At 68.5% G+C, this 13,804-nt stretch carries 12 protein-coding genes; 5 read left to right on the top strand and 7 right to left on the bottom strand.

All coding sequences use genetic code 11. The annotated features are described in order from the left end of the window. Window positions 1-63: 63 nt before the first annotated feature. Complete coding sequence (gene ppsR, locus DX914_RS04985) at window positions 64-885, bottom strand: posphoenolpyruvate synthetase regulatory kinase/phosphorylase PpsR (RefSeq protein ID WP_115857929.1); 822 nt, start codon at window positions 883-885, stop codon at window positions 64-66. 140 nt (window positions 886-1,025) lie between these two features. Here ppsR and ppsA point away from each other — a divergent pair, with 140 nt between their 5' ends. Continuing rightward, window positions 1,026-3,401 (top strand): phosphoenolpyruvate synthase, encoded by a 2,376-nt coding sequence (ppsA, locus tag DX914_RS04980; RefSeq protein ID WP_115857928.1) that lies wholly within the window; start codon window positions 1,026-1,028, stop codon window positions 3,399-3,401. A 4-nt stretch (window positions 3,402-3,405) separates the two neighbouring features. After that, on the top strand, window positions 3,406-4,350 hold the full coding sequence (locus tag DX914_RS04975; RefSeq protein WP_115857927.1) for a mechanosensitive ion channel family protein: 945 nt from the start codon (window positions 3,406-3,408) through the stop codon (window positions 4,348-4,350). A gap of 114 nt (window positions 4,351-4,464) precedes the next feature. Here the strand turns inward: DX914_RS04975 and orn are convergent, their stop codons facing one another. Next, complete coding sequence (gene orn / locus DX914_RS04970; protein ID WP_115857926.1) at window positions 4,465-5,043, bottom strand: oligoribonuclease; 579 nt, start codon at window positions 5,041-5,043, stop codon at window positions 4,465-4,467. A gap of 77 nt (window positions 5,044-5,120) precedes the next feature. Here orn and DX914_RS04965 point away from each other — a divergent pair, with 77 nt between their 5' ends. Continuing rightward, window positions 5,121-5,618 carry a DUF2721 domain-containing protein gene (locus tag DX914_RS04965; RefSeq protein WP_115857925.1) on the top strand — a complete coding sequence of 166 codons (498 nt, stop codon included), beginning with the start codon at window positions 5,121-5,123 and terminating at the stop codon, window positions 5,616-5,618. Window positions 5,619-5,675: 57 nt separating this feature from the next. Further along, a complete protein-coding gene (locus DX914_RS04960; protein WP_115857924.1) occupies window positions 5,676-6,161 on the top strand; it encodes a DUF2721 domain-containing protein in 486 nt (161 codons plus the stop codon). A gap of 133 nt (window positions 6,162-6,294) precedes the next feature. Here the strand turns inward: DX914_RS04960 and tadA are convergent, their stop codons facing one another. After that, a complete protein-coding gene (gene tadA, locus DX914_RS04955) occupies window positions 6,295-6,774 on the bottom strand; it encodes a tRNA adenosine(34) deaminase TadA (RefSeq protein ID WP_269204238.1) in 480 nt (159 codons plus the stop codon). A 67-nt stretch (window positions 6,775-6,841) separates the two neighbouring features. Then, window positions 6,842-7,723 (bottom strand): LysR family transcriptional regulator, encoded by an 882-nt coding sequence (locus tag DX914_RS04950; protein ID WP_115857922.1) that lies wholly within the window; start codon window positions 7,721-7,723, stop codon window positions 6,842-6,844. Window positions 7,724-7,986: 263 nt separating this feature from the next. Here DX914_RS04950 and DX914_RS04945 point away from each other — a divergent pair, with 263 nt between their 5' ends. Next, window positions 7,987-9,513, top strand: coding sequence for an MFS transporter (locus DX914_RS04945; RefSeq protein WP_115857921.1), 1,527 nt, complete (start codon window positions 7,987-7,989; stop codon window positions 9,511-9,513). Between the two features lie 134 nt (window positions 9,514-9,647). On the opposite strand, the gene guaA is transcribed toward DX914_RS04945, so the two are convergent. The 3 genes from guaA to folD all read right to left on the bottom strand — a co-directional run bounded on the left by guaA (window position 9,648) and on the right by folD (window position 13,779). Further along, window positions 9,648-11,216, bottom strand: a complete 1,569-nt coding sequence (gene guaA / locus DX914_RS04940) for a glutamine-hydrolyzing GMP synthase (protein ID WP_115857920.1) — start codon at window positions 11,214-11,216, stop codon at window positions 9,648-9,650. A gap of 63 nt (window positions 11,217-11,279) precedes the next feature. Continuing rightward, window positions 11,280-12,737 (bottom strand): IMP dehydrogenase, encoded by a 1,458-nt coding sequence (gene guaB, locus DX914_RS04935; RefSeq protein ID WP_115857919.1) that lies wholly within the window; start codon window positions 12,735-12,737, stop codon window positions 11,280-11,282. A gap of 166 nt (window positions 12,738-12,903) precedes the next feature. After that, window positions 12,904-13,779 (bottom strand): bifunctional methylenetetrahydrofolate dehydrogenase/methenyltetrahydrofolate cyclohydrolase FolD, encoded by an 876-nt coding sequence (folD, locus tag DX914_RS04930; RefSeq protein ID WP_115857918.1) that lies wholly within the window; start codon window positions 13,777-13,779, stop codon window positions 12,904-12,906. Between the last annotated feature and the right edge of the window lie 25 nt (window positions 13,780-13,804).

Raw genomic sequence — 13,804 nt, 5'->3', positions numbered from 1 at the left:
AGGGTTCACGCCGCAACGCCCGCGGGCCGGAAAAAACGCTTTCCGCCCTGCCCTCCCGGGCCTTCAGAACATCTCGCGGTGTATCCCCAGCGTGGTGAGCACCTTGCTCGAGATCTCCTCGATCGAGGTATGCGTGGTGCTGAGCGTGGGAATGCGCTCGGCGCGGAACATGGCCTCGGCCGCGGCGACCTCGCGCTTGCAGGTCTCGAACTGGGCGTAGCGCGAATTCGGCCGCCGCTCCTGGCGGATCTGCTGCAGCCGCACCGGGTCGATGGTCAGGCCGAACAGCTTGCCGCGGTGCTGGCGCAGGCGCGGCGGCAGGCGGTCGTGCTCCAGGTCTTCCTCGGTCAGCGGGTAGTTGGCCGCACGGATGCCGTAATGCAACGCCAGATAAACGCAGGTGGGGGTTTTGCCCGCGCGCGATACCGCGACCAGGATCAGGTCGGCTTCGGCGTAATCCACGCTCTGGCCGTCGTCGTGGGTCAGGGCGAAGTTCATCGCATTGATGCGGCGGTGGTAGGTGTCGAAATCGACCAGGCCATGGGCGCGGCCAATGTGGCGCTGGCGGGTCTGCTCCAGTTCGCGCTCCAGCGGCTCGATGAACGGGGCGAACACGTCCAGCATCAGCGCCCCGCTCTCGGCCAGGGCCGCGCCCACGTCGCCGTCCATGCAGGAATTGATGACCACGGCGCGTACGCCATGGGTTTCGCCGGCGAGTCGGATCTTCTCGGCCACCTCGCGCGCGCGCTCGACGCTGTCGACGAAGGGGATGCGGTCGGTGACGAAGCGGGTGTCGGTGAACTGGGTCAGCAGGCTGTGGCCTATGGTCTCGGCGGTGATGCCGGTGCCGTCGGAAACGTAGAAAACCGGTCGCATGCCTGCCATCGCCTACCCCGTCAAAACCCGCCCGAACCGGGCGCCCAATACGAAAAACCCCATCGGATCAAGCTTGTATGCACCCGACGCAGCGGCGATCATATCCGCTTGGCGCGGCCGGACGCGCCGATCCCCCCTCGGAGAGTGCCTTGAACGAGAACATCCTCTGGCTGCACGCGCTGCGCCTTAACGATCTGGCCCGCGTCGGCGGCAAGAATTCCTCGCTGGGCGAGATGATCGGCAACCTGGCCGGGCTGGGGGTATCGGTGCCGGGCGGCTTCGCCACCACCGCCGAGGCGTTCAAGGACTTCATCGCCCACAACGACCTGCACCAGCGCATCTACGACCGCCTGGCCACGCTGGACGTGGAAGACGTGCCGGCGCTGACCCAGGCCGGCGGCGAGATCCGCGGCTGGGTCATCGATGCGCCGCTGCAGCCCGACCTGGACCGGGACATCCGCGCCGCCTACCGCCAGCTCTGCGCCGACAACGGCGGCAGCGACGTGGCCGTGGCGGTGCGCTCCTCGGCCACCGCCGAGGACCTGCCCGACGCCTCCTTCGCCGGCCAGCAGGAAACCTTCCTGAACGTGACCGGCGAGGACGACGTGGTGCGCAAGGTCAAGGAGGTCTTCGCCAGCCTCTACAACGACCGCGCCATCGCCTACCGCGTGCACCACGGCTTCAAGCACGAGGACGTGTTCCTGTCCGCCGGCGTGCAGCTGATGGTGCGCTCCAACGTCGGTTCCTCCGGCGTGCTGTTCACCCTGGACACCGAATCGGGCTTCCGCGACGTGGTCTTCATCACCTCCAGCTACGGCCTGGGCGAGATGGTGGTCCAGGGCGCGGTCAACCCGGACGAGTTCTACGTCTACAAGCCCACCCTGAGCCAGGGCAAGCCGGCGATCCTGCGCCGCTCCGTGGGCGCCAAGCAGCTGCGCATGGTCTATTCCGACCAGCCCGGCGAGCGCGTGCGTATCGAGGACACCCCGGCCGAGCTGCGCGCGCGGTTCTCGATCGACGACGCCGATGTGCACGAGCTGGCCAAGCAGGCGCTGGTGATCGAAAAGCATTACGGCCGCCCGATGGACATCGAATGGGCCAAAGACGGCGTCAGCGGCAAGCTGTTCATCGTCCAGGCGCGCCCGGAAACGGTGAAGTCGCGCGCCAAGGCCACCCAGATCGAGCGCTACCAGCTGCAGCAGCGCGGCCAGGTGATCGCCGAGGGCCGCGCGATCGGCCAGAAGATCGGCAGCGGCGTGGCCCGCGTGGTGCGCAGCCTGGACGACATGGCGCGCGTGCAGCCCGGCGACGTGCTGGTGGCCGATATGACCGACCCGGACTGGGAACCGGTGATGAAGCGTTCGGCGGCCATCGTCACCAACCGCGGCGGCCGCACCTGCCACGCGGCGATCATCGCCCGCGAGCTGGGCGTGCCGGCCGTGGTCGGCACCGGCAATGCGCTGGACACGATCAAGGACGGCGAGGCGATCACGGTCAGCTGCGCCGAGGGCGATACCGGTTTCATCTACGACGGCACCCTGCCCTTCGAGCGCCACGTCGCCGATCTGGACAAGATGCCGCCGGCGCCGCTGAAGGTGATGATGAACGTCGCCAACCCGGAGCGCGCGTTCGATTTCGCCATGCTGCCCAACGCCGGCGTCGGCCTGGCGCGCCTGGAAATGATCATCGCCAGCCACATCGGCATCCATCCCAAGGCGCTGCTGGAATACACCGCGCAGGATCCGGCGACCAAGAAGAAGATCGACGAGAAGATCGCCGGTTATGGCGGCGACCCGGTGCAGTTCTACGTGGACCGCCTGGCCGAGGGCATCGCCACCATCACCGCCTCGTTCGCGCCGCACCCGGTGATCGTGCGCCTGTCGGACTTCAAGTCCAACGAATACGCCAACCTGATCGGCGGCTCGCGCTACGAGCCGCACGAAGAGAACCCGATGATCGGCTTCCGCGGCGCCAGCCGCTACGTGGATCCGAGCTTCTCCGACGCCTTCGCCCTGGAATGCCAGGCGGTGCTGAAGGTGCGCGAGCAGATGGGCCTGACCAACTGCTGGGTCATGATCCCGTTCGTGCGCACGCTGGACGAAGGCCGCCGCGTGCTCGAAGTGCTGGCCAAGAACGGTCTGCGCCAGGGCCAGAACGGCCTGAAGATCATCATGATGTGCGAGGTGCCGTCCAACGCGCTGCTCGCCGACGAGTTCCTGGAGATCTTCGACGGCTTCTCGATCGGCTCCAACGACCTGACCCAGCTCAGCCTGGGCCTGGACCGCGACTCGGCCATCGTCGCCCAGTTGTTCGACGAGCGCGATCCGGCGGTGAAGAAGCTGCTCGCCATGGCGATCTCGGCCGCGCGCGCCAAGGGCAAGTACGTGGGCATCTGCGGCCAGGGCCCCAGCGACCATCCGGACCTGGCGGTGTGGCTGATGGACCAGGGCATCGAGTCGGTGTCGCTGAACCCGGACACCGTGGTCGACACCTGGCTGCGCCTGGCCAAGGCCAAGGCGGGCTGATCCGGTGACGGCCCCGGCCAAGCCCGCGGTGCAGGTCGAGCTCCCCACCACGCTGGCGGAGTTCCGCGGCATCGACTGGCTGGGCATGGCCCAGGGCCTGGGCCTGAAGCTGCTGGGCGGCCTGGCCGTCCTGCTGCTGGGCCTGTGGATCGCGCGGCGGCTGGCCAACGCGCTGGACCGGGCCATGGCCCGGGCCCATACCGAGGCCACCCTGCGCGGCTTCCTGCGCAACATCAGCTATGCGGCCATGGTGGTGGTGGTCACCACCTCGGCACTGTTCGCGATGGGCGTGCCCCCGGCCTCGGTGCTGGCGGTGCTGGGCGCGGCCGGCCTGGCCATCGGCCTGGCGCTGAAGGATTCGCTGTCGAACATCGCCTCGGGCGTGATGCTGATCATGCAGCGGCCGTTCCGCGTCGGCGACTACGTGCAGGCGGCGGGCGTGGAAGGCACGGTGGACCAGATCCGGGTGTTCCAGACCCGGCTGCGCACCATCGACAACCGCACCGTGGTGCTGCCCAACAGCCTGATCACCACCGCGCCGATCGTGAACTTCACCGCCAACCCGCGCCGGCGCATCGACATCGCCGTGGGCGTGGGCTACGACGACGATCTGCAGCGCGCCCGTGCGACCTTGCTGGCCTCGGCCGCGGCGCATCCGAAGGTGCTCAGGGAGCCGGCGCCCGAGGTGCTGGTGATCGGCCTGGGCGAGAGCAGCGTGAACCTGGAGCTGCGGGTCTGGGCCAAGACCGGCGACGTGCTGCGCACGCGCAGCGACCTCAACGAAGCGGTGCGCAACGACATCATCGGCCAGGGCATGAGCATTCCCTACCCGCAGCGCGACCTGCACGTGTATCACCACGATGCCGACGGGCGTCCGTTGTCGGATGTCTTGGTTCAATCCGTCGCCGACGATGGCGACGTGGCCAAGCCGGTGAAGCCCAAGGCCTGATCCGCGGCGAATTGCTTTGGGGTAGGAGCGGCGTGAGCCGCGACCTGCGCAAGCAGCCGAAGCTTCGCGGTCGCGGCTTACGCCGCTCCTACCCCGAAGCTATGAATGCGCGGCTCAGCCCAAGCCGCCCAGCTTGCCCATCGCGGCGCGGTAGTGGCGCAACTCGGCGATGGAGTCGTGCACGTCGCTCAGGGCGGTGTGCTTGGCGTCCTTGTTGAGGCCGGCGAGTACGTCCGGAGCCCAGCGCCGCGCCAGTTCCTTGACCGTGCTGACGTCCAGGTTGCGGTAGTGGAAGTACTTCTCCAGCCGCGGCATCTGCCGGTGCAGGAAGCGGCGGTCCTGGCAGATCGAATTGCCGCACATCGGCGACAGCTTCGGGCCCAGCCACTGCGCCAGGAAGGCCAGCGTGCGCTCCTCGGCTTCGGCCATGTCCACGCCCTGCTCGAGCACGCGCTGCCACAGCCCGGACTTGCCGTGCTGGTTGCGGTTCCATTCGTCCATGGCCTGCAGGCGCTCCAGCGGTTGGGCGATGGCCAGCTCGGGGCCTTCGGCCAGCACCTGCAGCTGCGCGTCGGTGACGACGGTGGCGATTTCCAGAATGGCGTCGTTGTCGGTGTCGAGCCCGGTCATTTCCAGGTCGATCCAAATCAAGCGCTGGTCCAAGCGTTGGTCGTGGCCGTTCTTCGCTGTCATGGGGTCGCTGGGTGTCCTCGCCGCGGTGCTCCGTTGCAGGCATGATAGCCCACGTTGCCCCCTGCCCCGCCCGTACCATGTCGCAGACCGCCGCAGCCGCGCCTAGTTTTGCTCATTACGCGATCCTGACCGCGATGCTGGCGCCCGCGTTCTTCCTGACCGCGACCGCTTCGCTGCTGCTGTCGGCGAACAACCGCCTGGCGCGGGTGATCGACCGCGCGCGCGTGCTGCTCAAGGAACTGGCCGAGACCGAGGACGAGGAAGAACGGGCGATGCTGGAAAGCCACATCGCGCGGCAGAAGAAGCGCAGCAAGATCATCCTGCGCGGCAGCCAGCTGCTGTACACCGCGATCAGTTTCTTCGTCGGCACCAGCCTGACCGTGGCCGGCGACGCCTTCCTGGGCTACCGCCTGGCCTCGCTGCCGACCATCCTGGCGGTGTTCGGCGTGCTGGCCATGTTCGCCGCCAGCCTGCTGCTGGCGCGCGAATCCTCGCTGGCGGTGGAAGCGGTGAACGAGGAAATGGACCACGGCCACCGCCGCGCCAGCGTGCGCCGCCCGCGCGGCGGGGCCTGACGCGCGACGCGTCAGGCGGCATCATAGGCGCTGGCCCTCCGCAGGAAACCGCAGCGCATGAGCGACGTGCTGAACATGGCCGCCGGCCATTACGCCGTGGTGTCGGCGATGATCACGCCGGCGTTCTTCCTGACCGCCACCGCTTCGTTGCTGGTGTCGTCGAACAACCGTCTGGCGCGCGTGGTCGACCGCATGCGCCAGCAACTCAAGCTGCTGGAAGAAACCCCGGGCGACGAGGCGCGTGCCTACCTGGAGGCGCGCATCATCCAGCACCGGCGCCGGGTGCGGCTGATCCTGACCTGCTTGCAGTTGCTGTACGCGGCGATGAGCGCCTTCGTCGCCACCAGTCTGTCGATCGGCATCGACCAGTTCAGCGACTACCGCCTGCACGGCGTGCCCACCGCGCTGGCGATGCTGGGCGTGCTGCTGGTGCTGGCCGCTTCGATCAACCTGGGCCGCGAGGCGCGCATGAGCGTGACCATGCTGGACGCGGAGCTCAAGCGCGAGTTCGATCGGGATGGGCGGAAGTTGCCGGTGGAGTGAGGGGCTGCGGCCGCTCCCACAGAAGGCCTGAAGCCCAAGCCGTTGCCTTGGGGTAGGAGCGGCGTGAGCCGCGACCCGCGCTAACCGGCGGAGTTTCGTGGTCGCGGCTTACGCCGCTCCTACCCCAAAGCGGCTAGTCGCTCTTGCCGCGCTTGCGGCGGAAATAGGCGGTCAGGCGCGCGCCGGCTTCCTCGCCCAGCACACCGCCCTGCACCGCCACGCGGTGGTTGTGGCGCGGGTCGGCGAGCAGGTCGAACACGCTGCCGGCGGCGCCGGTCTTGGGGTCGCGGGCGCCGTAGACCACGCGCGCCACGCGGGCGTGGACCATGGCCATGGCGCACATGGCGCAAGGTTCCAGGGTCACGTACAAGGTGGTGCCGAGCAGACGGTGATTGCCGAGGCGGCGGCCGGCCTCGCGCAGGGCCACGATCTCGGCGTGCGCGCTGGGATCGCGATCGCCGATGTTGCGGTTGCCGCCCTCGCCCAGCACCTCGCCATCGGCGGAGACCAGGACCGCGCCGACCGGAATCTCGTCGTGTTCGCGCTCGGCGCGCTCGGCCAGCGCCAGGGCGTGGCGCATCCAGCGTTCGTCGATGTCGTGCTGCTCGCTCACCCGGTGGTTCCGTACGCGTAAACCGCAATTATCCCCGAGCGGCATCGGACGCGCACGACGGCGCGGCTCACGCCTTCGCGCTCGCGCGCTTGGCGGCGGCCGCAGGCTCGGGCAGGTCCAGCACCAGGCGGCCGAACTCCAGCGCCGCCGGGGTCTTGCCGCCGGCGCCGCAGATCAGGGCGAAGTCCGCGCTGGGCAGCGGCGGCAGGCCGAACTGGCCGTCGACGATCTTCATGCCCGGCTCCACGTCGTCCGGCGTCAGCACGGTGACCGCGAGCCCGGCGAGCACCGCGGCACGCAGGCCCTGGTGGCTGGGCGACGTGAAGATCACATGCCATTCCAGCGGCGTGCGCCCCAATGCGGCCACGCTCTCGCGCCGGTACACGCAGGGAGGCGGATAGAACGCGAGCGGCAGCGAGGCGCCGGGCGCCACATCGAAGCCTTCCGCCGCGATCCAGACCAGGCGCGTGCGCCGCAGCATGCTGCCGCGCTCGTGCTTGGGCACGGAAATGACCACGGCCAGGTCCAGCTCGTCGGCGTCGATCATGCTGTGCAGGTCGAAGTTCATGCCCACGCACACGTCCAGCCGCACCTGCGGGTAGCCGCGCGCGAACTGGCACAGCAAGGTCGGCAGGCGTTCGCCCATGAAGTTCTCGGGCACGCCGAAGCGCACGGTGCCCGACACCGGCGACGGCAGGAAACGCCGGCTCAGCGCGTCCAGCGACTCCAGGATCTGCTGGGCGTAGCGCAGGAAATCCTCGCCGTCTTCGGTCAGGGTCAGGCTGCGCGTAGTGCGATGCAGGAGGGGCCGGCCGACCTGTTCTTCGAGCCGGCGGATCTGATGGCTGACCGCGGACTGGGTCAGGTGCAGGCGCTGCGCCGCACGGGTGAAACCGCCCGCGTCCTTGACCGCGACGAAGGCGCGCAACAGGGTCGGATCGAAGTTCATGGTGCCGGACACCTATGAATTGAGCTAATTAATTCTACAAAATTAAATCATTTCCATCATGAGACCGGCGCGCCGAGAATGACTGCACCGGCCGGCTGTCGCGGCCGTCACGACCGCCCGCGGCGGCGTGGCCCGGACGGCAGGCGTCGATCGCGCCCGCCGTCGCCTCCGCTCGCTCCGCGAGCGCCCTTCCCTGTCCTGAAGCTCCGACGCGACTCGCGCGCTATCGCCGCGTGCCCGCGCCGGCCATCGAGAGTGTGCGCATGCCTCCATCCGCTACGAGCAAGAACGCGACCGCGCTGGCCGCGGTGTCGTTGTCGGCCCTGATGTTCGGCCTGGAGATTTCCAGCGTGCCGGTGATCCTGCCGACCTTGGAAACCCTGTTGCGCGCCGACTTCAAGGACCTGCAGTGGATCATGAATGCCTACACCATCGCCTGCACCACGGTGCTGATGGCCGCCGGCACCCTGGCCGACCGCTGCGGCCGCCGGCGCATGCTGCTGATCAGCCTGCTGCTGTTCGGTGCGACCTCGCTGATCTGCGGCCTGGCGCGCGAGGCGCCGCTGCTGATCGTCGCGCGCTTCGCCCAGGGCATGAGCGCGGGCGCGATGCTGATCTGCCAGACCGCGGTGCTGTCGCACCAGTTCCGGCCGGGTCCGGAACGCAGCAAGGCCTTCGCGGTGTGGGGCATCGTGTTCGGCATCGGCCTGGGGTTCGGGCCGATCATCGGCGGCGCGATCGTGGCGCTGTCGAACTGGCAATGGGTGTTCCTGGTCCACGCCCCGCTGAGCCTGCTGACGATGGCGCTGGCCGTGGCCGGCATCGTCGAATCGCGCGATACCCAGGCGCAGCGGCTGGACCTGCCCGGCATCCTGACTTTGTCGCTGTCGGTGCTCGGGCTGACCTACTACATCACCCAGGGGCCGGAGCTGGGCTACGCCAGCCCTGCCGCGATCGGCATCGTCGCGGTCACGCTCGCGTCGTTCGTCGCCTTCCTGGTCATCGAGCGGGTCACGCCGCATCCGATGTTCGATTTTTCGGTGTTCAAGTCGCGCGAGTTCTCCGGCGCGATGATCGGCTCAGTGGGCATGAATTTCAGCTTCTGGCCCTTGATGATCTACCTGCCGATCTACTTCCAGGGGGCGTTGGGCTACGACGCGGTGGCCACCGGCCTGGCCCTGCTCGCCTACACCCTGCCCACCCTGGTAGTGCCGCCGCTGGCCGAGCGTCTTGCCCTGCGCTACCGCCCGGGCCTGATCATTCCGGCCGGCCTGTTCGCGATCGGCCTGGGCTTCCTGGCGATGCGTTACGGCAGCGCGGTCGAGCACCCGAGCTGGCTGAGCATGCTGCCCGGCGCGCTGCTCGCCGGTTTCGGCCTGGGCCTGACCAATACGCCGGTGACCAACACCGCCACCGGCGCTGTTTCCAGCGATCGCGCAGGTATGGCCTCGGGCATCGACATGAGCGCGCGTTTGATCACCCTGGCGATCAACATCGCGCTGATGGGGTTCATTTTGCTGGCGGGGATCGCGTCGTATTTGCGGCAGGTGCTGCCGGCTTCGGTCGGCGCGTCTGGGGTGCAGGCGATGGCGCAGAGGATCGCGGCGGGGCAGTCGGGGACGTTGCCGGGTGGGGCTATGGACGCGATCAGCCAAGCCGCCCTGGTGCAAGGGTTCGGCTGGGTGTTGTTGTTCGGAGGTTTGGGCGCGTGTGTGCTGGCGGTGCTGAGCTTGCTGGTGTTTGGGCCGGGGAAGCGGGTTTGTTTGGCGGCGGCTGAGCCTGTTCCGTAGCGCTCGGAGACGCTGCTTAGGCAGCGACGCGGCTGCCGTCCATGGCGCGACTTCTCAGCTTCGGCTGGTCCGGCCCGGCCATCCATGGCCGGTCAGTGAGCGGCCTGCGAGCCAGTGGCTCGCAAGCAGGCCGCTCACTCCCACTCGATAGTCGCCGGCGGTTTGCCGCTAATGTCGTAAACAACGCGAGAAACACCGCGCAACTCATTGATAATACGGTTAGAAACCGTCCCCAAGAAGTCGTACGGCAGGTGCGCCCAGTGCGCGGTCATGAAGTCGATGGTCTCCACCGCGCGCAGCGCGATCACCCACTCGTAGGCGCGCGCGTCGCCGACCACGCCCACCGACTTGACCGGCAGGAACACCGCGAAGGCCTGGCTGGTCTTGTCGTACAGGCCGGCCTTGCGCAGTTCGTCGATGTAGATGTGGTCGGCGCGGGCCAGCAGGTCCGCGTACTCGCGCTTGACCTCGCCCAGGATGCGCACGCCCAGGCCGGGGCCCGGGAACGGGTGGCGGTAGACCATCTCGCGCGGCAGACCGAGCTCCACGCCCAGGCGCCGCACCTCGTCCTTGAACAGCTCGCGCAGCGGCTCGACCAGGCCCAGCTTCATGTCCTCGGGCAGGCCGCCGACGTTGTGGTGGCTCTTGATCACGTGGGCCTTGCCGGTCTTGCTGCCGGCCGACTCGATCACGTCGGGGTAGATCGTGCCCTGCGCCAGCCACTTGGCGTTGCTGAGCTTGTTGGATTCCTCGTCGAAGATCTCGACGAACAGGTTGCCGATGATCTTGCGCTTGGCTTCCGGGTCGCTGACGCCGGCGAGCTTTTCGAAGTAGCGGTCGGCGGCGTTCACCCGCACCACTTTCACGCCCATGTGCTCGGCGAACATCGCCATCACCTGGTCGCCTTCGTTGTAGCGCAGCAGGCCGGTGTCGACGAACACGCAGGTGAGCTGGTCGCCGATGGCCTTGTGCAGCAGCGCCGCCACCACCGAGGAATCGACGCCGCCGGACAGGCCCAGGATGACCTCGTCGCCGCCGACCAGGGCGCGCACGCGCTCGATCTGATCTTCGATGATGTGGGCCGCGTCCCACAGGGTCTGGCAGCCGCAGATGTCGACCACGAAACGGCGCAGCAGGGTCTGGCCCTGCTTGGTGTGGGTGACCTCCGGGTGGAACTGCACGCCGTACCAGCGGCGCTCGTCGTTGGCGAAGGCGGCCACCGGAATGCGGTCGGTCTTGGCGGTGACCACGAAGCCCTCCGGCGCCTTGGACACGTGATCGCCGTGGCTCATCCACACGTCCAGGCGCGGCGGCGAGCCGGGGTGGTCCTTGAGGCCGTCGAACAAGCGGTCGTGGGCGACCAGCTGCACTTCGGCATGGCCGAACTCGCGCGCGTCGGCCGCTTCGGTGGCGCCGCCCAGCTGCGCGGCCATGGTCTGCATGCCGTAGCAGATGCCCAGGATAGGCAGGCCGGCGTCGAACACCTCCTGCGGGGCGCGCGGCGCGCCTTCCAGGGTGGTGGACTCGGGGCCGCCGGACAGGATGATGCCCTTGGCGCCGTAGGCGGCGATCTCCGCGGGGTCGTGGTCCCAGGCCCAGATTTCGCAGTACACGCCGATCTCGCGGATGCGGCGGGCGATCAGCTGGGTGTACTGCGCGCCGAAGTCGAGGATCAGGATTTTGTCGCTGTGGATGTCGGTCATGGCGGTATTCGTAGGTCCTGAAACGAAGAAGGGAAACCTGACGTTCCCCTTCTGCGATAACGCTTAGCTGGTGCGGTAGTTCGGCGGCTCTTTGGTGATCTGCACGTCGTGGACGTGGCTTTCGCGCGCGCCGGCGTTGGTGATGCGCACGAAGCTGGGCTTCTTGCGCATGTCCTCGATGGTCGCGCAACCCACATAGCCCATGGTGGCGCGCAGGCCGCCGGCGAGCTGGTGGACCACGCCGCCGAGCGAGCCGCGGTACGGCACGCGGCCTTCGATGCCTTCGGGCACCAGCTTGTCGGCGTCGGAGGCGTCCTGGAAATAGCGGTCCTTGGAGCCCTGCTCCATCGCGCCCAGGCTGCCCATGCCGCGGTAGCTCTTGTAGCTGCGGCCCTGGAACAGTTCGATCTCGCCCGGCGCTTCCTCGGTGCCGGCGAACAGGCCGCCGACCATGACCGTGGATGCGCCGGCGACCAGCGCCTTGCCGATATCGCCGGAGTAGCGGATGCCGCCGTCGGCGATCAGCGGAATGCGGTCCTGCAGGGCCTCGGCGACCATGGCCACCGCGGTGATCTGCGGCACGCCCACGCCCGCGACCACGCGCGTGGTGCAGATCGAGCCGGGGCCCACGCCGACTTTGACCGCGTCGGCGCCGTGATCCATCAGCGCCAGCGCGGCGTCGCCGGTGACGATGTTGCCGCCGATGACCTGCAGCTGCGGGAAGCGCGTCTTGACCCACTTGACCCGGTCCAGCACGCCCTGCGAATGGCCGTGCGCGGTGTCGACCACGATCACGTCCACGCCGGCGGCGGCCAGCGCTTCCACGCGCGCTTCGGTGTCGCCGCCCACGCCCACCGCCGCGCCCACCAGCAGCCGTTCGGCGCTGTCCTTGGCGGCGTTGGGGTTGTCGGTCTTCTTCTGGATGTCCTTGACCGTGATCAGGCCGCGCAGCTCGAAGCCGTCGTTGACCACCAGGATCTTTTCGATGCGGTGCTTGTGCAGCAGCTGCAGGACTTCGTCGTCGCTGGCGCCTTCCTGCACCGTGACCAGGCGATCGCGCTTGGTCATGATGTGGCGGACCGGATCGTCCAGCTTGGTTTCGAAGCGCATGTCGCGGCTGGTGACGATGCCCACCAGCTGGCCGCCGTCGACCACCGGCACGCCGGAGATGTTGCGTGCCCGGGTCAGCTTGAGCACTTCGTTGATGGTAGTGTCCGGGCTCACCGTGAACGGTTCGCGGATCACGCCGGCTTCGAACTTCTTGACCTTGGCGACCTGCGCGGCCTGAGCTTCCAGGCTCATGTTCTTGTGCAGGATGCTGATGCCGCCCAGCTGGGCCAGGGCGATGGCCAGGCGCGCTTCGCTGACCGTGTCCATGGCCGCCGACAGGATCGGCAGACGGATCGACAGGTCGCGGGTCAGTCGGGTGGAGAGGTTTACGTCCTTAGGCAGGACATTCGAATGCGCGGGGACGAGAGACACATCGTCGTAGGTAAGCGCTTCAGCCTGGATGCGCAGCATGGGCGGGCCCGGGAGGATGAAGCGAGTCATTGTAACCCGAACTGCGACCGCGGCGCTGGGTCGGCCGATGGAAATCGGCGTTCCGCGGACGGACGGGCCACTAGGGCTGGGTGCGGTTCAGGCCGCGGGCACGAAATGCGGGGTGGGCGCCGCCGAAGCCGAGCCCTCAGGCGCCCGCGGCCTCGGCCGCTTCCAGCGTGTTCTGCATCAGGGTGGCCACGGTCATGGGGCCGACGCCGCCGGGGACCGGGGTGATCCAGCTGGCGCGCTGGGCGGCGGCCTCGAACCCGACGTCGCCGACCAGGCGGCCGTCGTCCAGGCGGTTGATGCCCACGTCGATGACCACCGCGCCCGGCTTGACCCATTCGCCCGGGATCAGCTGCGGGCGGCCCACCGCGACGACCAGGATGTCGGCGCCGCGCACCGCCGATTCCAGCACGTCGGGCGGGGTGAACTTGTGGCAACTGGTGACGGTGCAGCCGGCGATCAGCAGCTCCAGCGCCATCGGCCGGCCGACGTGGTTGCTGACGCCGACGATGGTGGCGCTCTGCCCGCGCACCGGGCGGTCGGTGTAGGCCAGCAGCGTGGTGATGCCGCGCGGCGTGCACGGGCGCAGGCCGAACTGGCGCAGGGCCAGGTGGCCGACGTTCTCGGGATGGAAGCCGTCCACGTCCTTCTTCGGATCGATGCGGTGGATCAGCTGGGTGCCGTCGCGGCGGTCCGGCAGCGGCAGCTGCACCAGGATGCCGTGCACTTCCGGATCGGCGTTGAGGCGGTCGACCAGGGCCAGCAGTTCGGCGTCGCTGGTGGTGGCCGGCAGGTCGTAGTCGATCGCGCGGATGCCGACCTTCTGCGCGGCGCGGCGCTTGTTGCGCACGTAGACCGCCGAGGCCGGATCGTTGCCCACCAGCACCACCGCCAGGCCCGGCCGCGCCAGACCGGCAGCCACACGCGCGTCGACCCGGGCCTTGAGGTTGTCGAGCAGGTCCTCGGCGATGCGTTTGCCGTCGAGGATGCGGGCCGGAGCGGTGGCGGACGTCATGGGGCGGGATTGGCGTCGGGGTCGG

The sequence above is a fragment of the Lysobacter silvisoli genome (assembly GCF_003382365.1).
GTDB classification, from domain to species: Bacteria; Pseudomonadota; Gammaproteobacteria; order Xanthomonadales; family Xanthomonadaceae; genus Lysobacter; species Lysobacter silvisoli.
Note: the sequence above shows the minus strand (reverse complement) of the source record. Positions and strands in the feature narration are given on the sequence as shown.

Coding starts and splice junctions, on each gene's coding strand:
- ppsR (WP_115857929.1), bottom strand. CDS start 885: ATGGCAGGCATGCGACCGGTTTTCTACGTTTCCGACGGCACCGGCATC.
- orn (WP_115857926.1), bottom strand. CDS start 5,043: ATGACAGCGAAGAACGGCCACGACCAACGCTTGGACCAGCGCTTGATT.
- DX914_RS04965 (WP_115857925.1), top strand. CDS start 5,121: ATGTCGCAGACCGCCGCAGCCGCGCCTAGTTTTGCTCATTACGCGATC.
- DX914_RS04960 (WP_115857924.1), top strand. CDS start 5,676: ATGAGCGACGTGCTGAACATGGCCGCCGGCCATTACGCCGTGGTGTCG.
- DX914_RS04950 (WP_115857922.1), bottom strand. CDS start 7,723: ATGAACTTCGATCCGACCCTGTTGCGCGCCTTCGTCGCGGTCAAGGAC.
- DX914_RS04945 (WP_115857921.1), top strand. CDS start 7,987: ATGCCTCCATCCGCTACGAGCAAGAACGCGACCGCGCTGGCCGCGGTG.
- guaA (WP_115857920.1), bottom strand. CDS start 11,216: ATGACCGACATCCACAGCGACAAAATCCTGATCCTCGACTTCGGCGCG.
- guaB (WP_115857919.1), bottom strand. CDS start 12,737: ATGCTGCGCATCCAGGCTGAAGCGCTTACCTACGACGATGTGTCTCTC.
- folD (WP_115857918.1), bottom strand. CDS start 13,779: ATGACGTCCGCCACCGCTCCGGCCCGCATCCTCGACGGCAAACGCATC.